General features: G+C 67.9%; 20 protein-coding genes. 17 read left to right on the forward strand and 3 right to left on the reverse strand.

The features are described from left to right. Positions 1 to 103: 103 nt before the first annotated feature. From atpB to V7Z82_RS01595, 13 genes are all read left to right on the forward strand, one after another. Positions 104 to 823 (forward strand): F0F1 ATP synthase subunit A, encoded by a 720-nt coding sequence (atpB, locus tag V7Z82_RS01535; RefSeq protein WP_436836542.1) that lies wholly within the window; start codon positions 104 to 106, stop codon positions 821 to 823. A 43-nt stretch (positions 824 to 866) separates the two neighbouring features. After that, positions 867 to 1,103, forward strand: a complete 237-nt coding sequence (gene atpE, locus V7Z82_RS01540; RefSeq protein WP_017203132.1) for an ATP synthase F0 subunit C — start codon at positions 867 to 869, stop codon at positions 1,101 to 1,103. A gap of 27 nt (positions 1,104 to 1,130) precedes the next feature. Further along, positions 1,131 to 1,688: a F0F1 ATP synthase subunit B gene (locus V7Z82_RS01545; RefSeq protein WP_334147279.1), complete on the forward strand. Its 558-nt coding sequence runs from the start codon at positions 1,131 to 1,133 to the stop codon at positions 1,686 to 1,688. Continuing rightward, a complete protein-coding gene (locus V7Z82_RS01550; protein WP_334147281.1) occupies positions 1,688 to 2,476 on the forward strand; it encodes a F0F1 ATP synthase subunit delta in 789 nt (262 codons plus the stop codon). The genes V7Z82_RS01545 and V7Z82_RS01550 overlap by 1 nt, the downstream gene beginning before the upstream one ends. Before the next feature lie 47 nt (positions 2,477 to 2,523). Then, complete coding sequence (gene atpA, locus V7Z82_RS01555) at positions 2,524 to 4,164, forward strand: F0F1 ATP synthase subunit alpha (RefSeq protein WP_334147283.1); 1,641 nt, start codon at positions 2,524 to 2,526, stop codon at positions 4,162 to 4,164. A 20-nt stretch (positions 4,165 to 4,184) separates the two neighbouring features. After that, positions 4,185 to 5,084 (forward strand): F0F1 ATP synthase subunit gamma, encoded by a 900-nt coding sequence (locus V7Z82_RS01560; protein ID WP_334147285.1) that lies wholly within the window; start codon positions 4,185 to 4,187, stop codon positions 5,082 to 5,084. A 21-nt stretch (positions 5,085 to 5,105) separates the two neighbouring features. Continuing rightward, positions 5,106 to 6,560 (forward strand): F0F1 ATP synthase subunit beta, encoded by a 1,455-nt coding sequence (gene atpD, locus V7Z82_RS01565; RefSeq protein ID WP_334147287.1) that lies wholly within the window; start codon positions 5,106 to 5,108, stop codon positions 6,558 to 6,560. A gap of 2 nt (positions 6,561 to 6,562) precedes the next feature. Continuing rightward, positions 6,563 to 6,823, forward strand: a complete 261-nt coding sequence (locus V7Z82_RS01570) for a F0F1 ATP synthase subunit epsilon (protein ID WP_334147289.1) — start codon at positions 6,563 to 6,565, stop codon at positions 6,821 to 6,823. 80 nt (positions 6,824 to 6,903) lie between these two features. Continuing rightward, positions 6,904 to 7,659 carry a YaaA family protein gene (locus V7Z82_RS01575; protein WP_334147293.1) on the forward strand — a complete coding sequence of 252 codons (756 nt, stop codon included), beginning with the start codon at positions 6,904 to 6,906 and terminating at the stop codon, positions 7,657 to 7,659. 164 nt (positions 7,660 to 7,823) lie between these two features. Beyond that, complete coding sequence (locus tag V7Z82_RS01580; RefSeq protein WP_334147295.1) at positions 7,824 to 8,606, forward strand: large exoprotein; 783 nt, start codon at positions 7,824 to 7,826, stop codon at positions 8,604 to 8,606. A 97-nt stretch (positions 8,607 to 8,703) separates the two neighbouring features. Next, positions 8,704 to 9,681 carry an aldo/keto reductase gene (locus tag V7Z82_RS01585; RefSeq protein ID WP_334148317.1) on the forward strand — a complete coding sequence of 326 codons (978 nt, stop codon included), beginning with the start codon at positions 8,704 to 8,706 and terminating at the stop codon, positions 9,679 to 9,681. A 75-nt stretch (positions 9,682 to 9,756) separates the two neighbouring features. Continuing rightward, positions 9,757 to 10,572, forward strand: a complete 816-nt coding sequence (locus V7Z82_RS01590) for a PP2C family protein-serine/threonine phosphatase (protein WP_334147297.1) — start codon at positions 9,757 to 9,759, stop codon at positions 10,570 to 10,572. A gap of 58 nt (positions 10,573 to 10,630) precedes the next feature. Next, entirely contained in the window at positions 10,631 to 13,489 is a 2,859-nt protein-coding gene (locus V7Z82_RS01595) for an FtsK/SpoIIIE domain-containing protein (RefSeq protein WP_334147298.1), read from the forward strand. A gap of 44 nt (positions 13,490 to 13,533) precedes the next feature. Here V7Z82_RS01595 and V7Z82_RS01600 read toward each other — a convergent pair whose 3' ends face one another. Further along, the gene (locus V7Z82_RS01600; RefSeq protein WP_334147300.1) at positions 13,534 to 14,529 is read right to left on the reverse strand and encodes an asparaginase; all 996 of its coding nucleotides are present in this window, start codon (positions 14,527 to 14,529) and stop codon (positions 13,534 to 13,536) included. A 32-nt stretch (positions 14,530 to 14,561) separates the two neighbouring features. Between V7Z82_RS01600 and V7Z82_RS01605 the strand changes: the two genes are divergently transcribed. Next, positions 14,562 to 15,059, forward strand: a complete 498-nt coding sequence (locus tag V7Z82_RS01605) for an OsmC family protein (RefSeq protein ID WP_334147302.1) — start codon at positions 14,562 to 14,564, stop codon at positions 15,057 to 15,059. A 45-nt stretch (positions 15,060 to 15,104) separates the two neighbouring features. On the opposite strand, the gene V7Z82_RS01610 is transcribed toward V7Z82_RS01605, so the two are convergent. Beyond that, entirely contained in the window at positions 15,105 to 15,920 is an 816-nt protein-coding gene (locus tag V7Z82_RS01610; protein ID WP_334147304.1) for a lysophospholipid acyltransferase family protein, read from the reverse strand. Positions 15,921 to 16,048: 128 nt separating this feature from the next. On the opposite strand from V7Z82_RS01610, the gene V7Z82_RS01615 reads away from it, so the two are divergent. Continuing rightward, positions 16,049 to 17,005: an FKBP-type peptidyl-prolyl cis-trans isomerase gene (locus tag V7Z82_RS01615; RefSeq protein ID WP_334147306.1), complete on the forward strand. Its 957-nt coding sequence runs from the start codon at positions 16,049 to 16,051 to the stop codon at positions 17,003 to 17,005. A gap of 46 nt (positions 17,006 to 17,051) precedes the next feature. Further along, positions 17,052 to 18,137 carry a 1-deoxy-D-xylulose-5-phosphate reductoisomerase gene (gene dxr / locus V7Z82_RS01620; RefSeq protein WP_334147308.1) on the forward strand — a complete coding sequence of 362 codons (1,086 nt, stop codon included), beginning with the start codon at positions 17,052 to 17,054 and terminating at the stop codon, positions 18,135 to 18,137. 24 nt (positions 18,138 to 18,161) lie between these two features. Here dxr and V7Z82_RS01625 read toward each other — a convergent pair whose 3' ends face one another. Continuing rightward, complete coding sequence (locus tag V7Z82_RS01625) at positions 18,162 to 19,784, reverse strand: Mur ligase family protein (protein WP_334147309.1); 1,623 nt, start codon at positions 19,782 to 19,784, stop codon at positions 18,162 to 18,164. 115 nt (positions 19,785 to 19,899) lie between these two features. Here V7Z82_RS01625 and V7Z82_RS01630 point away from each other — a divergent pair, with 115 nt between their 5' ends. Beyond that, positions 19,900 to 21,213, forward strand: a complete 1,314-nt coding sequence (locus V7Z82_RS01630) for a M50 family metallopeptidase (RefSeq protein WP_334147311.1) — start codon at positions 19,900 to 19,902, stop codon at positions 21,211 to 21,213. The last annotated feature ends 6 nt before the right edge of the window (positions 21,214 to 21,219 follow it).

Raw genomic sequence — 21,219 nt, forward strand, 5'->3', positions numbered from 1 at the left:
GCTGGAGCCCGCGCTGTTTAATCTTGCTGCGACCCTGACCCCTCGACTCGCGTCCTCGGATGGCGAGTTCCACGGTCCGTCGATCGATGAATTCTTCCCGGAGATCCTCTTCCACGTCGGTCCCATCCCCGTCAACCGGATCCACCTGATCCAGCTGCTCTCCGTCGTCGTGGTGGTGCTGATCCTCTGGCTCGGCACCCGCCGCATGAAGGTCATCCCCGGCCGTGGCCAGAGCCTCGTCGAGATGGGCCTCGGATTCGTCCGCACCAACATCGCGCACGACCTGCTCGGCCGCAAGGACGGCGACCGGTTCCTGCCGATCCTGACGACCATCTTCTTCATGGTCCTGTTCATGAACGTCACCGGAATCATCCCGTTCCTGAACATGCCCGGTACCGCCATCATCGCGGTGCCGCTCACGCTGGCCCTCGTCAGCTACGTGACCTTCATCTACGCCGGCATCAAGAAGAGCCCGAAGAACTTCTTCAAGAACGCACTCTTCCCCTCGGGCGTGCCGTGGCCGGTGTACATCATCGTCACGCCGATCGAGCTGATCTCGACCTTCATCATCCGGCCGGTCACCCTGACCCTCCGACTCCTGATGAACCTGGTCGTCGGCCACATGATCCTGGTGCTGTGCTTCGCGGCCACCCAGTTCTTCTTCTTCACCGCCGGTGGAGGATGGGCCGCGCTCGGTATCGGCACCCTCGCCTTCGGCGGCGCCTTCACCCTGTTCGAAATCCTGGTCACGGTTCTCCAGGCATACGTCTTCACCGTCCTCACCGCGGTCTACATCCAGCTCGCGGTCGCAGAAGAGCACTGAGCGGGTCGGCAACAGCCTTCCCACCCAACGAAAGGAAAAACCCGTGGACGCAACTACGGTTCTCGCTGAAATCAACGGCCACCTCGCTTCGGTCGGCTACGGCCTCGCAGCGATCGGCCCGGCCATCGGCGTGGGTATCGTCGTGGGCAAGACCATCGAGGGCGTCGCTCGTCAGCCCGAGCTCGCCGGTCGCCTGCAGGTCCTCATGTGGATCGGTATCGCCTTCACCGAGGCGCTTGCATTCGTCGGCATCGCCGTCGGATTCATCCCCTTCCCGTAATCCACACTGACTTCTGAAGGAGACAGGATGCTCAACGCTCTTGTCACGAACCTCGCGGCGGAGGGCGAAGTGGCCAACAACCCGCTTCTCCCCGCGTGGTACGACATCATCTGGTCTGGCCTGTGGTTCATCATCATCCTCGTCGTCGTGTGGAAGGTCGCCCTTCCCAAGCTGACGAAGATGCTCGACGAGCGGTCCGCCGCCATCGAGGGGAACATCGCCAAGGCTGACGAGGCTCAGAAGCAGGCTGAGGCCGCGCTCGAGGAGTACACGCGTCAGCTGGCCGAGGCTCGCACCGAAGCCGGTGAGATCCGTGAGGCCGCCCGTGAGGACGGCAAGAAGATCGTCGCCGAGGCCAAGGACGCTGCGAGCAGCGAGGCTGCCCGCATCACCGCGACCGCGCACACGCAGATCGAAGCAGAGCGTCAGACCGCTCTCGTCTCGCTGCGCAGCGAGGTCGGATCGCTCGCCATCGACCTCGCCGGTGGCGTGGTCGGGGAGACGCTGTCCGACGACGCTCGTGCGACGGCTGTGGTCGATCGCTTCCTCGCCGACCTCGAAGTATCCGAGAAGGCGGCCCAGTAATGGGCAGCGCGACCACTCAGGCGCTTGCGGCATCCGTTCAGGCGCTTGCCGCGGCATCCGGCGTGACCCTCGACACCTCGCGGGAGCTCTTCGCCGCGGCGCATGCCGTGGGCGAATCGTCGCATCTGAGCGGCGCGCTTGCTGACGCCTCGGCTTCGGCCGAGTCCAGGCAGAACGTCGTCGCCGCGGTCTTCGCCGGGTTCTCGCAGAACACGCGGGACGTGCTGAAGGCCGTCGTCACGGAACGCTGGTCCGACGCCGATGAGCTCATCGACGGCATCGAGGAGCTGGCGATCCGAGCGGCGGCGGTCGCCGACAGCGGTGCCGACATCGAGGCGGAGCTCTTCGGCTTCTCTCGCGTCATCGCCGCCAACTCGGAGCTGGAACTCGCCCTGGGCAGCCGCCTCGGGGGAGGAGCGGCCAAGGGCGAGCTCGTGGAGCGCCTGGTCTCGGGCTCCATCAGCGCACCTGCGTCGCTGATCGTCTCCTCGCTCGTGCGCCAGCCGCGCGGGCGTCGCATCCGCCAGCTGCTGAACCGCGCCATGCGCATCGTCTCGAGCCAGCACGGTCGGGTCGTCGCGACGGTCCACAGTGCGTCGGAGCTGAACGAAGCTCAGCGCACCCGTCTGAGCGACGCGCTCTCGCGTCGCTACGACGGCAAGGTCTCGCTCAACGTCGTCATCGACCCTGCCGTTCTCGGAGGTCTGCGCGTGCAGATCGCCGATGACGTCATCGACGGCAGCATCTCCGCTCGACTCGCAGACCTTCGCCAGAAGCTCGCGGGCTAACACGACTTCGCGCGGGGAACCGCGCACCCAGATACAAAGGGAAGACAATGGCAGAACTATCGATCAGCCCCGACGTCATCCGTGACGCGCTGAAGGACTTCGCCGCCGCCTACGAGCCCACCGGGGCAGCGGCGACCGAGGTCGGCACCGTCATCGACGCCGCGGATGGTATCGCGCATGTCGAGGGCCTGCCCGGCGTCATGGCCAACGAGCTCGTGACCTTCGGCGACGGCACCAAGGGTCTCGCGCTGAGCCTCGACGAGCACCAGATCGGTGTGGTCGTCCTCGGCGACTTCACCGGTGTCGAAGCAGGTCAGGAAGTCACCCGTACCGGTGAGGTCCTCTCCGTGCCCGTCGGCGACGGCTACCTGGGTCGCGTCGTCGACCCGCTCGGCAACCCGATCGACGGCCTCGGCTCGATCGCGACCGAAGGCGTCCGCGCCCTCGAGCTACAGGCGCCCGGCGTCATGCAGCGCAAGTCGGTCCACGAGCCGATGCAGACCGGCATCAAGGCCATCGACGCCATGATCCCCGTCGGCCGTGGCCAGCGTCAACTGATCATCGGTGACCGCCAGACCGGTAAGACGGCCATCGCGATCGACACGATCATCAACCAGAAGGACAACTGGGAGTCCGGCGACGTCAACAAGCAGGTCCGCTGCATCTACGTCGCCATCGGCCAGAAGGGCTCGACCATCGCTTCGGTGAAGGGCGCGCTCGAAGAGGCAGGCGCCCTGGAGTACACCACGATCGTGGCCGCTCCGGCATCCGACCCCGCCGGCTTCAAGTACCTGGCTCCGTACACCGGTTCGGCCATCGGCCAGCACTGGATGTACGGCGGCAAGCACGTCCTCATCATCTTCGACGACCTGTCGAAGCAGGCTGAGGCCTACCGCGCCGTGTCGCTCCTCCTGCGTCGTCCGCCGGGCCGTGAGGCATACCCGGGTGACGTCTTCTACCTGCACTCCCGTCTGCTCGAGCGTTGCGCGAAGCTGTCCGACGAGCTCGGCGCCGGCTCGATGACGGGTCTCCCGATCATCGAGACCAAGGCGAACGACGTCTCGGCGTACATCCCGACCAACGTGATCTCGATCACCGACGGCCAGATCTTCCTGCAGTCCGACCTCTTCAACGCCAACCAGCGTCCGGCGGTCGACGTGGGTATCTCGGTCTCGCGAGTCGGTGGTGACGCGCAGGTCAAGTCGATCAAGAAGGTCTCGGGTACGTTGAAGCTCGAGCTCGCTCAGTACCGCTCGCTCGAGGCGTTCGCGATGTTCGCATCCGACCTCGACCAGGCGTCGCGTCGTCAGCTGTCGCGTGGTGCGCGCCTGACCGAGCTGCTGAAGCAGCCGCAGTACTCGCCGTACCCCGTCGAGGAGCAGGTCGTCTCGATCTGGGCCGGAACCAAGGGCAAGCTCGACACGATCGAGGTCTCCGACGTGCTCCGCTTCGAGCGCGAGCTGCTGGATTACCTGCGTCGCAACACGAAGGTGCTCGACACCCTGCGTGAGACCAACGTCCTCGACGACGACACGGTCGCAGAGCTCGAGAAGCACACCGATGCGTTCATCCTGGAGTTCCAGGGTGGCAAGGGTGCCGGCATCGGCGCTCCTGGCCACGAGGAGCACGCGGCTGCCGAGGCGGACGACGTCAACCAGGAGAAGATCGTCAAGGGTCGTCGCGCGTAACCGCGTGAGGGACTGATTTCATGGGCGCTCAACTCAGGGTCTACAAGCAGAAGATCTCTTCTGCTCAGACGACCAAGAAGATCACGAAGGCGATGGAACTCATCGCGGCTTCGCGCATCCAGAAGGCGATGGCACGCGTCAAAGCGTCCAGCCCCTTCGCGCGAGCCGTGACGAGGGCCGTGTCTGCCGTCGCGACGCACTCGAACGTCGACCACCCGCTCACCCGCGAGCCTGAGACGATCCGCCGCTCCGCGGTCGTGATCTTCTCCTCGGACCGGGGTCTTGCCGGAGCCTTCAACTCGCAGATCCTCCGTGAGGGTCTCGAGGTGGCTGAGCTCCTGCGTGGGCAGGGCAAGGAGCCGGTGTTCTACCTCGTCGGTCGCAAGGCCGTCGGCTACTTCCAGTTCCGCCGCATCGCGGCGGCAGCGGAGTGGACCGGCGACACCGACACCCCGTCGTTCCACACGGCGGAGGAGATCTCGCAGAAGCTGCTCGAGGACTTCTCCCGCGGTGGCGAAGACGGCGGTCTCGACGAGATCCACCTCGTGTACAACCGTTTCGTCAGCATGATGACGCAGTCGCCGGAATCCCTGCGTCTGCTCCCGCTGGAGATCTCGGAAGCCGACGAGACGGAGGCGGGCAACACGATCTACCCGCTGTACGAGTTCGAACCGGATGCCGAGACCGTGCTGGACGCGATCCTGCCGGTGTACATCCAGAGCCGCGTCTTCAACGCTCTCCTGCAGTCGTCTGCCGCAAAGCAGGCGGCGACGCAGAAGGCGATGAAGTCGGCCAGCGACAACGCCGACAAGCTCATCACCGACTACACCCGTCTGCGCAACAACGCGCGTCAGGCGGAGATCACGCAGCAGATCGCAGAGATCGTCGGCGGCGCCGACGCGCTCTCATCGAGCAAATAGACCATCAGGAGAGAGACGAAAATGACCCCCACCGCTACGGCTGACCAGCCGGCGACCGCGGTCGTCGGGCGCGTCGCACGCGTCAACGGTCCGGTTGTCGACATCGAGTTCCCGCACGACTCGATCCCCGACATCTACAACGCACTCAAGACCACGATCGTGATCGGCGACGACTCCGTCGAGATCACGCTCGAGGTCGCTCAGCACCTCGGCGACGACCTCGTCCGTGCCATCGCACTGAAGCCGACCGACGGCATCGTCCGCGGTCAGGAAGTGCGCGACACCGGCGAGGCCATCTCGGTCCCCGTCGGCGACGTCACCAAGGGCAAGGTCTTCAACGTGATCGGCGAGGTCCTGAACCTCGAGCCCGGCGAGACCATCGAGGTCACCGAGCGCTGGCCGATCCACCGCAAGGCGCCGAACTTCGACCAGCTCGAGTCGAAGACCACCATGTTCGAGACCGGCATCAAGTCGATCGACCTCCTGACCCCCTACGTGCTGGGTGGAAAGATCGGTCTGTTCGGTGGAGCCGGTGTCGGAAAGACCGTCCTCATCCAGGAGATGATCCAGCGCGTCGCGCAGGACCACGGTGGAGTGTCGGTGTTCGCCGGTGTCGGTGAGCGCACCCGTGAGGGCAACGACCTGATCCACGAGATGGAAGAGGCGGGTGTCTTCGACAAGACGGCCCTCGTGTTCGGCCAGATGGACGAGCCGCCGGGAACGCGTCTTCGCGTCGCCCTCTCGGCTCTGACGATGGCGGAGTACTTCCGTGACGTGCAGAAGCAGGATGTGCTGCTCTTCATCGACAACATCTTCCGCTTCACGCAGGCCGGTTCCGAGGTCTCCACGCTGCTCGGCCGCATGCCGTCCGCCGTGGGGTACCAGCCGAACCTCGCCGATGAGATGGGTGTGCTCCAGGAGCGCATCACCTCGACGCGTGGCCACTCGATCACCTCGCTGCAGGCGATCTACGTGCCGGCCGACGACTACACCGACCCGGCTCCGGCGACCACCTTCGCCCACCTCGACGCGACGACCGAGCTCTCTCGTGAGATCGCGTCCAAGGGTCTGTACCCGGCCATCGACCCGCTGACCTCGACGTCGCGGATCATGGACCCCCGGTACTTGGGCGACGACCACTACCGTGTCGCGACGACCGTCAAGCAGATCCTCCAGAAGAACAAGGAACTGCAGGAGATCATCGCCATCCTCGGTGTGGACGAGCTCTCCGAGGAAGACAAGATCGTCGTGTCGCGTGCACGTCGCATCCAGCAGTTCCTCTCGCAGAACACCTACATGGCGAAGAAGTTCACCGGTGTCGAGGGTTCGACCGTCCCGCTCAAGGAGACCATCGAGTCGTTCGATGCGATCACTCGCGGTGACTTCGACCACGTCGCCGAGCAGGCCTTCTTCAACGTCGGTGGCATCAACGACGTCGAAGAGCAGTGGGCGAAGATCCAGAAGGAGAACGGCTGACCATGGCGCTGCATGTCAGCCTCGTCTCCGCGGACGCGGAGGTCTGGACGGGAGAGGCGAGCCTCGTGGTCGCCAAGACCGTCGAGGGTGAGATCGGCTTCATGACCGGCCACGAGCCGGTGCTGGCCATCCTCGCCGAGGGCCAGGTCCGGATCACCCAGACGGATGGCAGCAAGGTGCTGGCCAACGCACAGGACGGGTTCCTCTCCATGGAGGGCGACACCCTGACGATCGTTGCCGGCAACGCGGCTCTCATCGCCTGAGCAGTTCACCTCGACGCGTCCGCCTCGGGCACCCTTCACCGGGTCCCGAGGCGGACGCGTCTGTCATTCAACGAGGCATCATGAAGATCCTGCTTCCGCCGTCCGAGACCAAACGTCCCGGGGGCGACGGCGCTCCGCTCGATCTCGCAGCGCTCGCGCTTCCGTCACTGCACGCGCAGCGGTCGGCCGTCGTCGAGGCGCTCATCGATCTCGCGTCCGACGAAGACGCCTCCCGACGGGTGCTCAAGCTCAGCGCACGGCAGCTCGGTGACATCGAGCACAACCGCCTGCTCAAGACGGCCGCCACGATGCCGGCGGTCGACCGGTACACCGGCGTGCTCTTCGACGCGCTCGATGCCGCGACGCTCTCTCCGGCGTCTCGCCGGTGGCTCGCGGCGCACGTGTGGATCCACAGCGCGCCGATGGGCCCGGTCGGCGCGCTCGACCCGATCCCCGCGTACCGCCTGGCCGCCGGCACCTCGCTGCCCGGCATCGCTGCGCTTCGGCGGCACTGGGCGGATGCCACGACCGAGGCGATCGCGGGGGAGGATCCGACCTTCGTCCTCGATCTGCGAAGTGAGGCATACGTGGCGCTCGGACCGGTTCCCGACTCGGTCCCTTCGGCGTACGTGCGTGTCGTCACCGATGACGAGGGCGGATCGCGCGCGCTCAATCACTTCAACAAGAAGTCCAAGGGACTCCTCGTCCGGGCACTCGCCGAGAGCCGCCCGAAGATCGGTTCGCGCCGCTCGCTCCGCAACTGGGCGGAGAAGCAGGGGATCGTCCTCCGCGACGGAGCGGATGCCGGAACGCTGGAGCTCGTCGTCGCCGAGTGACCCTCGTCTGGAAGCGCCCAGGAGTGACGGGTGTTTCATGCGGAGGTCCTGTCGCCGTCACATGGGGAGTTCTGCCCGCGTCGGTCGTTGCCCGCCGACAGGGCGACCGATATGGTGGTGTCGCGGCGCGGACGGCGCTCGCTCATTCCCATCCGGAGGGGATCATGGACTATTACGATGCACAGTACGCCGCGTTGTTCGGCGTCATTGCGCTCATCAGCTTCATCGTCGCGATCGCAGGCTATGTGATCGGCTCGCTGTTCCTGATGAAGATCTTCGACAAGGCAGGCGTGCAGGGCAAGTGGCGCGCGTGGGTGCCGGTCTACAACACGATGATCTTCTTCAAGCTCGGCGACCTGAGCCCGTGGCTCGTGCTCTACGGCCTCGGCGGCACGATCCTGCTGTCGTGGATCGGCATCGGCGCGATCTTCTCGATCGCCCTCGCGGTGCTGTCGCTGCTCGCCGCATGGCGCATCGGCCTCAAGCTGCAGAAGGATGCCGTCTGGGTCGTTCTGTACTTCTTCCTCTCGATCGTCTGGCTCGGCATCAACGCCTTCGACAAGTCGCGCTGGAACCCGAACGTCGTGCCGGCGTCCTGGGCCTCGAACGGCTTCCTCGGCGACCGCACCGTCTGGGACGGGATCCCGGCGCAGGCATCGGCGGCAGCTCCGCAGGGCTATTCGGCTCCGCAGGGGTACGGCGCACCGCAGCAGGGCTACGCCCCGCCGGCACCGCAGGGATACGCACCCCCGGCTCAGCCCGGCTATGCACCCCCGGCCCAGCCGGGCTACACGCCTCCTGCAGTGCCGGAGACCGGCGCTCCCGGTGTTCCGCCGGTTCCGCCGGCAGCACCGCCGGCACCGCCCACGACGCCGCCGGCTCCTCCGGCAGCACCGCCTGCGGCACCGCCGGCTCCGCCGACCAACCCCACTCAGCCTCCGGCCTGAGAGATGTGAGCAGGGCCCTCGACTCCGGTCGGGGGCCCTGTCGCGTCGGTGGCGGCGTCGACGCCGGCCGGGCTGGGCTAACGTGGAACGCATGGTCATGTCGCAGCGCCGCGTCGGCGCATCAGGTCTCCTCGTGTCGCCTACGGGTCTCGGCTGCAACAACTTCGGTCGTGCCGGCACCGCCACCGAGACGCTCGCAGGCACCCGCGAGGTGATCGACGCCGCGATCGGGAACGGCATCACCCTGCTCGACACCGCCGACATGTACGGAGCCGTTGCCGGCACCAGCGAGAGCCTGATGGGGGAGGCCATCGAGGGACGCCGTGATCGCGTGGTCCTCGCGACGAAGTTCGGCCACGAGCGCGACATGGGCTACGACTTCCCCGCCGGTCGTGGGTCGCGCCGCTACGTCCGTCGTGCGGTCGAGGAGTCGCTGCGCAGACTGCGCACCGACTGGATCGATCTGTACCAGCTGCACCTGCCCGATCCCGAGACGCCGATCGCCGAGACGACGGATGCGCTCGATGAACTCGTCCGCGAGGGCAAGATCCGCTACTACGGACACTCGAACTTCTCGGGCTGGCAGATCGCGGAGGCCGAGTTCGTCTCGCAGCAGCGTTCGACCGGACGGTTCATCTCGGCGCAGAACCACTATTCGCTGCTGGCGCGCGCCGCCGAGCGCGAGGTGCTGCCGGCTGTCGAACGCTACGGCCTCGGATTCTTCCCGTTCTTCCCGCTGCACAACGGCCTGCTGACCGGGAAGTTCACCCGCGAGGGCGGGCCTGCAGGAAGCCGGATCATGTCGAGCCGTCGGCACGTCTGGGAGGACGCACCCTGGGCGGCACTCGAGGAGTTCCAGCGATTCTGCGACGAGCGCGGCATCACCATGCTGCAGGCGACGTTCGGCTGGCTGCTCGCGAACCCCCTCGTCTCCAGCGTGATCGCCGGGGCGACATCGGCCGCACAGGTCGAGGCGAACGCCGAGGCGGGAGCCGCCTGGACACCGGACGCCTCCGATCTTCGGGCCATCGATGCCCTCTTCCCGCTGCCAGAGGACCCGGGCGCTCGCGTATGAGACCTGCGGGTTCCAGTACGATGTGTGAGTATCCTGCGTCCGTCCGACTGGCCGCAGTCCCATCGGAGGCAGCACGTGGCTGAAACGACGACGACGACGCGAAGCGTCACGGTTGCGCAGCGCCATCTGCTGCTGTCCTGGGCGGGGATCACCGACCAGGGCCGCCGGCGCGACAACAACCAGGATGCATTCCTCGCGGAGTATCCATTGTTCGTCGTCGCAGACGGCATGGGCGGGCACGCCGGTGGCGAGATCGCCAGCCAGAGCACCGTCACGCGACTGCAGGGCGTCGTCACGGATGGCGCGGTCACCCGACCGGCCATCGAGCAGGCGCTCGAGCGCGCTGTGGCCGACATCGCCGACCACCCGGAGACCACCGACGAGGGCACCGGCACCACGCTCACCGGCGTCTTCCTCGATCTCGAGGCGGAGCAGCCGCAGTGGGTCTCCCTGAACATCGGCGACTCGCGCGTCTACCTCCTGCGTGACGATCGCCTCGTGCAGGTCACCACCGATCACTCGGTCGTGCAGGAGCTGATCGCTGCCGGCAAGCTGAGCCCGGAAGAGGCCGAGGGCCATCCGTACAGCAACGTGATCACGCGTGCGGTGGGAGCGAGCGAGCTGACTCCGCCGGACTACCTGACGATCGACGTCCAGGCGGGGGATCGCTTCGTCATCTGCTCCGACGGTCTGACGAAGGAACTCACGGATTACGGGATCCAGCACTTCCTGCGCGAGCACGCCGAGCCGGGACCGGCGGTCGATGCCATGCTCGCCGCGGCGCTCGAGAACGGGGGCCGCGACAACGTGACGCTCATCATCGTGCAGGTCACGGACGCCGACGCCGACGCCGACGACTCATCCTCCCCGGACGCCGATACCGCCGAATAGCCCCGGAGGTCTGTGGAAGGTCCGCTCAGGGCTTCCACCCTGGTGTCGAATGGTCGGCATGGATTCCTCGCCGATCCCGCTCCCAGCGGCTCCCGCACCGGCACGCCGTCCGCCGCTGCCGTTCATCGCTGCAATCGTTCCGGTCGCTGCCGGTGTCGTGCTGTGGCTCGTCTCGGGCTCGTTGTACGCGCTGTGCTTCGCCGTGCTCGGGCCGGTGATGATCGCAGCGTCGTTGATCGACGGCGTGCGCGTCAGACGCCGCGAACGTCGATCGAACGAGGCTGATGCGGATGCCGCATGGGCGCGCGCCGAGGAAGAACTCGCTCATCGGCAACGGGAAGTCCGCGCACGGATGTGGCATCGATATCCGGATGTCGCCACGTGCATCGCTCAGCCGCCGCTTCAGGGCTTGCGACCGCCCGACGCCGAGACCGAGATCGTGATCGGGCGTGGCGCGGTGCCCAGCGGCATCCGCAGCGGCGGGGGAGACGGTGAGCGCGCTCGGGAGTTCGAGCGACGATGCAGGTCGATCGCAGATGCGCCGGTCCGGATCGCGCTCGGGAACGGTCTGTGCATCCGGGGCCCGCTGCCGGTTGCAGCCGCTGTCGCGCGAGGGCTGCTCGTGCAGGTGTGTCTGCGCTTCGGCACGTCGCAGGTAGCGCTGGTCGGGGATCTCGCCGCCGCGGGCATGAACCTGCCGACCCCGCATTCCGCCCGCGCGAGGCCGGGCACGTGCCGAATCGGCATCATCTGCGCCGACTACCCGGTGGCAGTGAAGCTCCGTGACGCCGAAGCCGACGTCGTGATCTGGCTGCTGCCTGCTGACACCGAGGTGCCGCCCGGTGTGACCACCGTGTTGGATGTGCTCGAACCGGAGTCTGCCGTCGTCCGGACGGCCGATGGGATCATCGGAGTCGCAGCCGAGGGCGTTTCCCGCGCGCAGTTCGAGGCGATCCTCGCCGATCGGATGGATCGTGGCCAGGAGCCCGACGGCGTCCCGTCGTCGGTGACGCTCGGTGATCTCGCCCAGGAGCTGTCGCCGCGCGGGTTGACCGTGGCGATCGGCAGGGGCGCGAGTGCGGATGCCGTCGTCGACATCGTCGGAGACGGCCCGCACGCGATCGTCACCGGGATGACGGGGGCGGGCAAGAGTGAACTGCTCGTGACCTGGGTGACGGCGATCGCACGGGCGTACGGTCCGGGTCGCGTGAACTTCGTGCTCGCCGATTTCAAAGGAGGCACGGCATTCGAGCCTCTGCGCGCTCTGCGACAGGTCGCTGCGGTGATCACCGACCTCGACGAGGAAGGTGCTCGGCGGGGCGTGTCCAGCCTGCGGGCAGAGCTCCGGAGAAGGGAGGCGGTGCTCGCGAAGGCTGGAGCGCGCGATGTGAGCGAGGTCTCGATGCCAAGGCTGGTCATCGTGGTCGACGAGTTCGCCGCGTTGCTGCAGGAGCATCCGGACCTCGGGTCCGTCTTCACCGACGTCGCAGCTCGCGGACGCGCGCTCGGTCTGCATCTGATCCTCGGCACCCAGCGCGCGTCGGGTGTGATCCGTGACGCTCTCGCCGCCAACTGTCCGTTGCGGATCGGATTGCGGGTGGTGGATGCGGCAGACAGTCGGCTCATGATCGGATCCACCGCAGCGGCGGAGATACCCGGCGGCGTTGAGTCACGCGGACTCGCGTTCCTGCGCCGCGCCCAGGACTCGGAGCCGCAGGCGATCAGGGTGGCCAGCGCTGATGACGCCGTTCTGCGCGAGGCAGTGGATCGCTGGGCGGATGCGGAGGCGCCGCACAGCCCCTGGCTCCCGGCGCTGCCGCCACTGCTCCAGCTGCGCGAGATCGCCGGTGGTGCTGGCTCGAGTGACGTCGTCGTCCTCGGACGCGCGGACGAGCCGGATCGTCAGAGACAGCCGGCCGAGACGCTCCGGCTGGGTGTCGATCGTGGACTCGGAATCCTGGGAGCCCCGGGATCGGGGCGCACGACTGCGCTGCGAGTCCTCGCGGCGCAGCACCCCGACGCGCAGTGGGTGCCGGCGGATCGAGAGGCCGCGTGGGATCTCCTCTCCGCGTGGACAACTGGCGCCGACTCGCCGCGGCGCCTGGTCGTGTGCGATGATCTGGACCTGCTGGCGTCCGGTTTTCCTGTGGACTACGCCCAGACGTTTCTGCAGCGCTGCGAGCAGGTGCTGCGGTCGGCGACGCGCACGACCTTCGTGTTGACCGCGTCGAGGGCCTCAGGTCCGGTCGGGCGAGTCCTGGACGCGTTGCCGAGCCGCGCACTGCTCCGATTCTCGAGCAGAGTCGAGCATCTTGCAGCAGGCGGCGAAGCATCCGGGTTCCTGCACGATCGCCCGCCCGGCCGTGCTCGCATCGGTGAGAGAGAGGTGCAGATCGCCTGGATCGAGGGCTCCGCGACGGCACCCCTCTCGGAGGATGTCACGCCGCAGTGGGCTCCTCCGAGCGGTGCGTCGGGCATCGTGACCACGAGCCCCGCCGCGGTGGCACTGCGACTGCGGGCCGAGTATCCCGGGTGCGAGGTGATCCCGGTCGGCGGTGAGACGCCGCGGGCGCTCGAGGAGCCAGCACTGATCGTCGGCGACATCGAGAGCTGGCAGCGGAACCCCGCCATCCTGCAGCGCATACGCGCCGAGGGGACCCTGCTGTTCCGTGTGGAGAGTCCGACCGACGTGCGGCACGTGGCGGGGGTGCGTGAGCTTCTGCCATACGCCCATCTGCATGCTGGCCGGGCCTGGGCCGTGCGCGGGGACCGGAGCCCGCAGCGCGTCTTGTTGTCCGCATTCGGTCCGGTGCTGCCGCACACTGAGCAGCCGGATCCGCGACGAGCGGAGCAGGCACCCGTCGCGCGATCCCGGCGCGAGCTGCGCCAGCGCACCGCACGGACCGAGGTGGCGTGATCTGCTGTCGGCAGGCGGCCGAAGCCGGCCGGCAGAGCCGGGTGTCAGATACCGCTGCCGGGACGGATGCGACCGACCTCGGCACCGGCGCCGAGCACCGAGAGCGGCAGTGCCTCGGCGAGAGCGGCGACGTCGGCATCGCTCAGTGCGCCGGCGTGGGCGAGCAGCGTCGCGGCGACGAGGGTCGATGCACGGGCGGAGCCGTCCAGCATCTTCAGACCGACCGTCGTGCCGTTCGGGGCGACCATCACCATGACCCCCTCGGCGCCGCCCTTCGTGAAGACGCCGAGCTTCTCGATCGCGATCGTGTCGGGACGGCCGGGACCCTCGATCGTCCAGGGATTCTCGCGGACGGCGCGCACCAGCGAGCCGGCGACACGGTGCAGGGCGAAGGGGGAACGGTCGGACGCCGTGCCGATGCGGTGGATCGCGCGGGTGAGCCCGGTGAGCGTGATCGCGTGCACCGGGGCACCGCAGCCATCGATCGCCGTGTGCGCGATCTTCTCTCCGGTGAGCCGCTCGATGACATCGCGGATATGCGCCTGCAGCGGGTGCGCAGGGTCGAGGTAGCCGTCGGTGGGCCAACCGGTGGCGACGCAGGCACGCAACATGGCTGCGTGCTTCCCCGAGCAGTTCATGCGGATCCGCTCCGGTGCGCCGTGCTCGCGCACCATCTCGTCGCGGGTCGCCGTGTCAGTCGGCCAGGCAGGAGGGCAGGCGAGGTGATCCTCGGTGAGGCCGCCTTCCGTGAGCATGTCGCGAACGGTCGCCGCGTGCCGGTCGGTGCCGACGTGGCTCGCGGTGGACAGCGCGAGCTGCTCGCCTTCCAGCACAGCGCCCGCAGTGATGCACGCCACGGCCTGCAGGGGCTTCAGGCTCGAGCGCGGCAGGATCAGGGCATCCGGGTTGCCGTGCCGGGCGATGACTTCGCCATCCGGCGACAGCACCACCGCCGCACCCGCATGGCGGGATTCGACGAAGCCGCTGCGTTCGACGACAGCGAGCTCTACGGCATCCTGAACAGTGAGAGTCTCCAGCACCCGACAAGCCTACCGGTGGCAGACTTGGACGCATGGCAGCGAACTCGACCCCTCACGTCCTCGGCGAGCATCGATACGCCCTGGCATCCACCTGGACCGGGAACAGCGGCACCGGCACGAGCGGGTATCGCGACTACCGGCGCGACGTCACCATCGAAGTCGAGGGAAAGCCTGTGCTGCTCGCCTCTGCGGACAAGCCGTTCCGCGGCGATCCGAGCCGATGGAACCCGGAGGACATGCTGCTGGCGTCGCTCTCCGAGTGCCATCTCCTCTCGTACCTGCACGCCTGCGTGACCGCGGGCGTCGTCGTGATCTCGTACCGGGATCAGGCGACGGGCGTGATGCGCGAAGACGGCTCAGGCGGTGGCGCGTTCGTCGAGGTGACGCTGCATCCCGAGGTCGTCGTCGCTGATGCCTCGATGATCGAGGCCGCCGAGCGGGCGCACGTGCAGGCGAACGACTGGTGCTTCATCGCGAACTCGATGAACTTCCCGGTGCATCACGAGGCGACCGTCACCGCGGAGGACTGAGACCCGTGAACGGCTGCGGCTGTCGCCGAGCCGGGGATCCACGCCTCAGCGACGTTCGTGCGGCAGCGCCTGCTTGATCTTCTCGATGGCGCCCTGCGCCGGCGCCTCGTTGTAGGCGCCGGCGAGTTCCTGCCCAGAGAGCGCGTGGATCGCTGCCATGATCTCGTCGGTCGCGAGCCGACGGGCGCGCCCGCTGGTCGCCGGACCGTGCGGGGAGAGGTCGAGCGGATCGCCGAAGCGCACCGTGATGCGCTCTGACAGGGTGGGCATCTTGGCGCCGACCGGCATCACCTTGTTGGTGCCGACGAGTCCGACAGGCACGACCGGCGCACCGGTCTGCAGCGCGAGGAACGCGACACCGGTGCGGCCCTTGTAGAGCCGGCCGTCGGTGGAACGCGTGCCCTCCGGATACAGTGCGACCGCGAGTCCCTCGTCGAGCAGCTGGCGCTGCAGGTCGAGTGCGTCGAGTGCTGCCTGTCCTGCGCCGCGGCGAACTGGGATCGCGCCGATGGACTGGAAGAAGGTCTTGCTCATCCAGCCCTTGAACCCGGTGCCCTCGAAGTAGCTCGACTTGGCGAGGAAGTGCACGGGGCGGGGAGCTGCGACCGGGATCGCGATCGAGTCGATGAACGAGAGGTGGTTGCTCGCGAAGATCACCGCACCGCTCTGCGGCACCTTCTCACGGCCTTCGATCTTCGGACGGTAGACGAGCCTGGCCAGTGGGGTGATGAGACCGCGACCGAGTCGATAGGCGAATCCGGCGTGCCGTGGCTTCGATGCATCCTCTGGCGATGAGGTCGGCTCTGGCGACGACGTGTCCTCTGGCGAGGATTCGGGCTCGACGAACTGCTCAGAGGTCATCAGAGCAGGTTACTCCCGGATTCATGCCATCGCTGGAATGAAGAATCGCGCCGCGTCTCTCAGCGCGGGCAAAGGGGGATGGGGGAGGATGGAGTGTCCTGCCCTGCCCGCGAACCTGAGGTCTCACTGTGCGCACGCGTCCGCTCGTCTTCCTGTCCACCGTCGCCGCTGCGACCCTGATGCTGGCAGGCTGCGCCGGTGGCGCTGCGCCGGAGAGCTCGGGCACGCCGGAGCCGACGGCATCGAGCGAGTGCGCGCTGGACGCGCAGCCCGGTGCGACCTCCGACTCGGTCGTCGTCGCGGGTGAAGGCGCGGATGCCAAGGTCACCGTTCCGGCGGATGCGGCGTTCGCCGGTGTCGAGCGCACGGTCGTGACGCCCGGCGATGGCGAGAAGATCTTCGTGAACGACCTCGTGTCGGTTCGCTACCAGATCGTGGATGCTGCGAGCGGCGAGGTGCTCGACTCCTCCGCCCGGGGCGAGAATGGGCTCCTCCCGGTGCTGCTCGACACGAACCAGTCCTCGCTCTTCGTCGCCGCGCTCGAGTGCGAGCCCGTCGGCTCGAAGATCGCCCTGGCGCTGCCGAGCAGCGTGCTCGGTGACGGGGCGAGCAACGTCATCGTGTACGCCGAAGCCGTCGAGCACCTCCCTGAGGTCGCCACCGGCACCCCGGTCGACCCGACGCCCGGCATGCCGACCGTCAAGCTCGACGACAAGGGCGCCCCGACCATCACGATCCCGGATTCCGATGAGCCCACCGAGACCAAGGTCGCCGTCCTGAAGCAGGGCGACGGCGCGACGGTTGCGCCCGGTGACCTCGTCGTCGTGCAGTATCTCGGTGTGAAGTGGTCCGACGGCAAGGAGTTCGACTCCAGCTGGGGTCGGGACGCCGTTCCCGCGCAGTTCCAGACGACCGGCGTCGTGACCGGCTTCCGCACCGCGCTCGAGGGGCAGAAGGTCGGCAGCCAGGTGATCGTGGAGATGCCGCCGGCCGATGGCTACGGCGCGTCCGAGGGCAACGAGCTCCAGAAGGAGAGCCTCGTCTTCGTGGTCGACATCCTCGCGACGACTCCCGTCCAGCAGTAAGCGAGGCTCCAGCAGCACGAACAGCGGCGTGACATAGGCTGGCGGCATGCGTCGCATCATCGTCCTCGGCTCCACCGGTTCCATCGGCACACAGGCGCTGGATGTGATCCGGGCGAACCCGAGGCGCTTCGAACTCGTCGGCCTCGCGGCCGGCACGAACGCCGAGATGATGGCGTCGCAGGCCGAGCAGTTCCAGGTCGAGCACACGGCGCTGGGAGCTGATGAGGCTGAGCAGCTGGTCCGCGACGTCGAGGCGGATGTCGTGCTCAACGCGATCACCGGTTCGATCGGACTCGGTTCGACGCTCGCAGCGCTGAAGGCCGGGCGGACGCTGGCGCTCGCGAACAAGGAGTCGCTGATCGTCGGCGGTGGCCTGGTGCAGGCCGCCGCCGCACCGGATCAGATCGTCCCTGTGGACTCCGAGCACTCCGCGATCGCCCAGGCACTGCGGTGCGGCACACATGCCGAGGTCCGACGCCTGGTCGTGACGGCGTCCGGTGGCCCATTCCGTGGCCGCAGCCGCGAGGAGATGGCATCGGTGACGCCGGCCGAGGCGCTGGCGCATCCGACCTGGGACATGGGACGCATGGTCACGACGAACTCGGCCACGCTCGTCAACAAGGGACTCGAGGTGATCGAGGCACATCTGCTGTTCGACGTCGCCTACGACGACATCGAGGTGGTGGTGCACCCGCAGTCGGTCGTGCACTCGATGGTCGAGTTCATCGACGGATCGACGATCGCCCAGGCTTCGCCGCCCGATATGCGACTGCCGATCTCGCTGGGCCTCGATTGGCCGCACCGCGTCGGCGGCGTCGGGACGCCGATCGACTGGACGTCGGCGACGTCATGGACGTTCGAGCCGCTCGACCACTCGGCGTTCCCCGCTGTGTCCCTCGCGAAGGCGGTCGGACGCGCCGGTGCGACCTTCCCCGCCGTCTACAACGCCGCGAACGAGCAGGCGGTCGACGCCTTCCACGAGGGGCGTCTGCCCTTCCTCGGTATCGTCGACACGATCGCGCGGGTCGTCGATGCGCACGAGCCGCCTGACGCGCTCACGGTCGAGTCACTCGCCGAGGCCGAGCGCTGGGCGCGCGAGAAGGCTGATCGTCTGATCGCCGCCGCGGTCTGAGCCCCGAGAATCAGGGGGTACGGCTCAATCCTCGTCGGGGTACGGCACAGGCCAGTGCGAGTCGGGAACCGGCCATCCGGCCGCCTTGAGCGCGCGTCGCGCGAGCTCGCGGGCGGAGTACGGCGTGCGGACGCCACGGATGTCGCGGTAGTCCTGGTGGCCTGGCCCTGCCCAGAGGATCGCGTCGCCATCGCCGACGAGCGCCACCGCGGCGACGATCGCGCGCTCCGGCGGGGAGTACTCGTGGATCTCGGCATCCGGTCGCGCCGTGCGGGCGCCTTCGACCAGCGTGGCCCTGATCGATTCCGGGTTCTCGAACCGCGGGTGGTGATCCGTGACGACCAGGATGTCGCTGCCCTCGACGGCGGTGCGCGCCATGTCGAAGCGCTTGCTCGCGTCGCGGTCGCCGTCTGCGCCGAAGAGCATCACGACTCGGCCGGGGGTGACCCGGCGAACGGCCGCGAGAGTCTTCTCGAAGGCGTCGGGGGAGTGGCCGAAGTCCACGAACACGGCGGGGCCGCTGTCGCCCGACACCAGCTGCGTGCGACCGGGCAGGTAGGCGTGGATGCCGCCGTCGCGCTCGAGTGCCGTGACGATCCGATCCCAGGCGTAGCCGCCCTCGAGCAGCATCACGATCGCCAGTGCGGCGTTCGCGGCCATATGCGGTCCGATCACCGGGACGGTGGTCGTCAGCGAGCCGGCCGGACCGGTCATCGTGAACGTGGTGCCGGAGGCGCGCTCGTCGTCGATCACGACGACCCAGTCGGCCGTTGCAGCGGCATCCGGATCCGCAGCGATCGACGGCGTTCCCACCGTGACCGTGGGGATCTCGGCGCGCTCGACCACAATGGCGCCCGACGGCGAATCGAGGCAGATGACCGCGCGGCGTGCCCGGTCGGGACGGAACAGCGGCAGCTTCGCCTCGAAGTACTCCTCCATGTCCGCGTAGTCGTCGAGGTGGTCGTGACTGAGGTTCGTGAAGCCGGCGACGTCGAACACGAGGCCGTCGACGCGATGCCGGGAGAGCGCCTGCGCGCTGACCTCGACGGCGACAGCTTCGACGTGACGCTCGCGCATGAGTGCCAGGAGGGCGTGCATCTCTGATGCTTCCGGCGTGGTGAGCCGTGAGACGATGACGTCGCCTGCGATGTGCCGTTCGGCTGTCGATGACAGTCCGGCGACGACGCCGAGTTGCTCGAGGATGCCCTCGAGCAGATGCGAGACGCTGGTCTTGCCATTGGTGCCGGTCGTCGCGAACAGCAGCGGGAGCGGGTCTCCGGCCTCGGTGCCGTACACCCAGGCGCTCAGGTCGCCGAGCACGCTGCGCGGGTCGTCGACCACGAGGATCGGCAGGCCGACCGTCTCGGCGATGGTCGCACCGGCCTCGTCGGTGATGATCGCGACCGCGCCCTTCGCGGCGGCGGCCGCCGAGAACTCGGCTCCGTGACGATTCACCCCCCGGATCGCGACGAACGCCTCCCCAGCACGGAGATCGGCAGTCGCCAGCGTGATGCCGGAGACGACGACGCCGTCCACATCGCCGCGCACAGTGCGGGCGAATCGAGAAGCGAGTTCGGACAGCTCACGCCGGGGCGGGTTCGCGGGGCGGAGCACGGGAGGCAGGCTCGGTTGTTGTTCAATCGACATGTCGCGTCAATGATCTCATGGCGCAGCCGGGATTCGTCTTCGGCGCGACCCGGATCAGCGGCGAGCCGCGGCCCGTGTGGGCGGATTCCTAGATCCAGCCCTGTACCGTGAGCAGGTGGAAATCCTCCTCTATCTGGCCGGCATCCTCTTCATGCTGATCGGCCTCGGATTGTCGATCGGTCTGCACGAGGTCGGCCACCTCGTTCCCGCGAAGCTCTTCGGCGTGCGCGTCGGCCAGTACATGATCGGGTTCGGACCACGTCTCTGGTCGAAGAAGATCGGCGAGACCGAGTACGGCTTCAAACTGCTGCCCGTCGGCGGATTCATCTCGATGTCGGGCATGTACCCGGCCTCGTCCACCGCGGGGCCTGCCAAGGGCGTCTTCCGTGCGCTGATCCAGGACGCTCGCTCGGCCAATGACGAGACGATCGCTGCGGGCGCCGAGGACCGGGTCTTCTACCGGCTGCCGGTCTGGAAGCGCGTGATCGTCATGCTGGGCGGACCGTTCATGAACCTCGTCCTGGCCGTCGTCATCTTCACCGTGCTGCTCTCCGGCATCGGGATGCAGCAGGGCACCACCACGATCGCCTCGGTCAACGAGTGCGTCGTCCCCGCCGGTTCCACTCAGACCGAGTGCCAGCCCGGGGATCAGGCGACGCCGGCAGCAGAAGCCGGCATCATGCCGGGCGACGTGCTGGTGTCGATCGACGGCACCCCGGTCTCGACCTTCGCCGAGGCCACCTCGATCGTGCAGGCGTCTCCCGGTCAGTCGCTCGATGTCGTCGTCGAGCGCGACGGCGCGCAGCAGACCCTGCGCATCACGCCGATCTCGGCGGAACGGACGCTGACGGATGCCAGCGGACAGCCGCTGCTGGACGACACCGGCGCGGAGATCGTGAAGAAGGTCGGCTACGTCGGCATGGCGTCGCAGATGGGATTCGTCCCGCAGCCGCTGACCGCCGGCGTCGAGATGACCGGCGACACCGTCGCCAGGGTCGGGACGCTCATCGTGACGTTGCCGGTGCGCCTGTGGGACGTCGGCGTCGCCCTCGTCACCGGTGGGGAGCGCGACCCGAACGGCCCGCTCAGCGTCGTCGGCGTCGGCCGGCTCGCCGGCGAGGTCGCGGCGACCGAGGCGCCGGTGCTGAACCGGATCTCGGTGCTGCTCGGCCTGTTGGGTTCGCTGAACATCGCCCTGTTCGTCTTCAACCTGATCCCGCTGCTGCCGCTCGACGGCGGTCACATCGTGGTCGCGCTGTGGGAGGGGATCAAGCGCGGCTGGGCCAAGCTGTTCCGTCGTCCGCCGCCCGCGCCGGTCGACGCCACGCGTCTTGTGCCGCTGACGGTGGTCGTCGCGACGCTGCTGATCGCGATGGGCGCGCTGCTGATCATCGCCGACCTGTTCAAGCCGATCGACATCCTCGGCTGAACGCAC

This window comes from Microbacterium sp., assembly GCF_036823965.1.
Classification (GTDB): domain Bacteria; phylum Actinomycetota; class Actinomycetes; order Actinomycetales; family Microbacteriaceae; genus Microbacterium.

Coding starts and splice junctions, on each gene's coding strand:
- V7Z82_RS01580 (WP_334147295.1), top strand. CDS start 7,824: ATGGACTATTACGATGCACAGTACGCCGCGTTGTTCGGCGTCATTGCG.
- V7Z82_RS01585 (WP_334148317.1), top strand. CDS start 8,704: ATGTCGCAGCGCCGCGTCGGCGCATCAGGTCTCCTCGTGTCGCCTACG.
- V7Z82_RS01545 (WP_334147279.1), top strand. CDS start 1,131: ATGCTCAACGCTCTTGTCACGAACCTCGCGGCGGAGGGCGAAGTGGCC.
- V7Z82_RS01560 (WP_334147285.1), top strand. CDS start 4,185: ATGGGCGCTCAACTCAGGGTCTACAAGCAGAAGATCTCTTCTGCTCAG.
- dxr (WP_334147308.1), top strand. CDS start 17,052: ATGCGTCGCATCATCGTCCTCGGCTCCACCGGTTCCATCGGCACACAG.
- V7Z82_RS01625 (WP_334147309.1), bottom strand. CDS start 19,784: ATGTCGATTGAACAACAACCGAGCCTGCCTCCCGTGCTCCGCCCCGCG.
- V7Z82_RS01575 (WP_334147293.1), top strand. CDS start 6,904: ATGAAGATCCTGCTTCCGCCGTCCGAGACCAAACGTCCCGGGGGCGAC.
- V7Z82_RS01610 (WP_334147304.1), bottom strand. CDS start 15,920: ATGACCTCTGAGCAGTTCGTCGAGCCCGAATCCTCGCCAGAGGACACG.
- V7Z82_RS01550 (WP_334147281.1), top strand. CDS start 1,688: ATGGGCAGCGCGACCACTCAGGCGCTTGCGGCATCCGTTCAGGCGCTT.
- atpA (WP_334147283.1), top strand. CDS start 2,524: ATGGCAGAACTATCGATCAGCCCCGACGTCATCCGTGACGCGCTGAAG.
- V7Z82_RS01595 (WP_334147298.1), top strand. CDS start 10,631: ATGGATTCCTCGCCGATCCCGCTCCCAGCGGCTCCCGCACCGGCACGC.
- V7Z82_RS01605 (WP_334147302.1), top strand. CDS start 14,562: ATGGCAGCGAACTCGACCCCTCACGTCCTCGGCGAGCATCGATACGCC.
- atpD (WP_334147287.1), top strand. CDS start 5,106: ATGACCCCCACCGCTACGGCTGACCAGCCGGCGACCGCGGTCGTCGGG.
- V7Z82_RS01570 (WP_334147289.1), top strand. CDS start 6,563: ATGGCGCTGCATGTCAGCCTCGTCTCCGCGGACGCGGAGGTCTGGACG.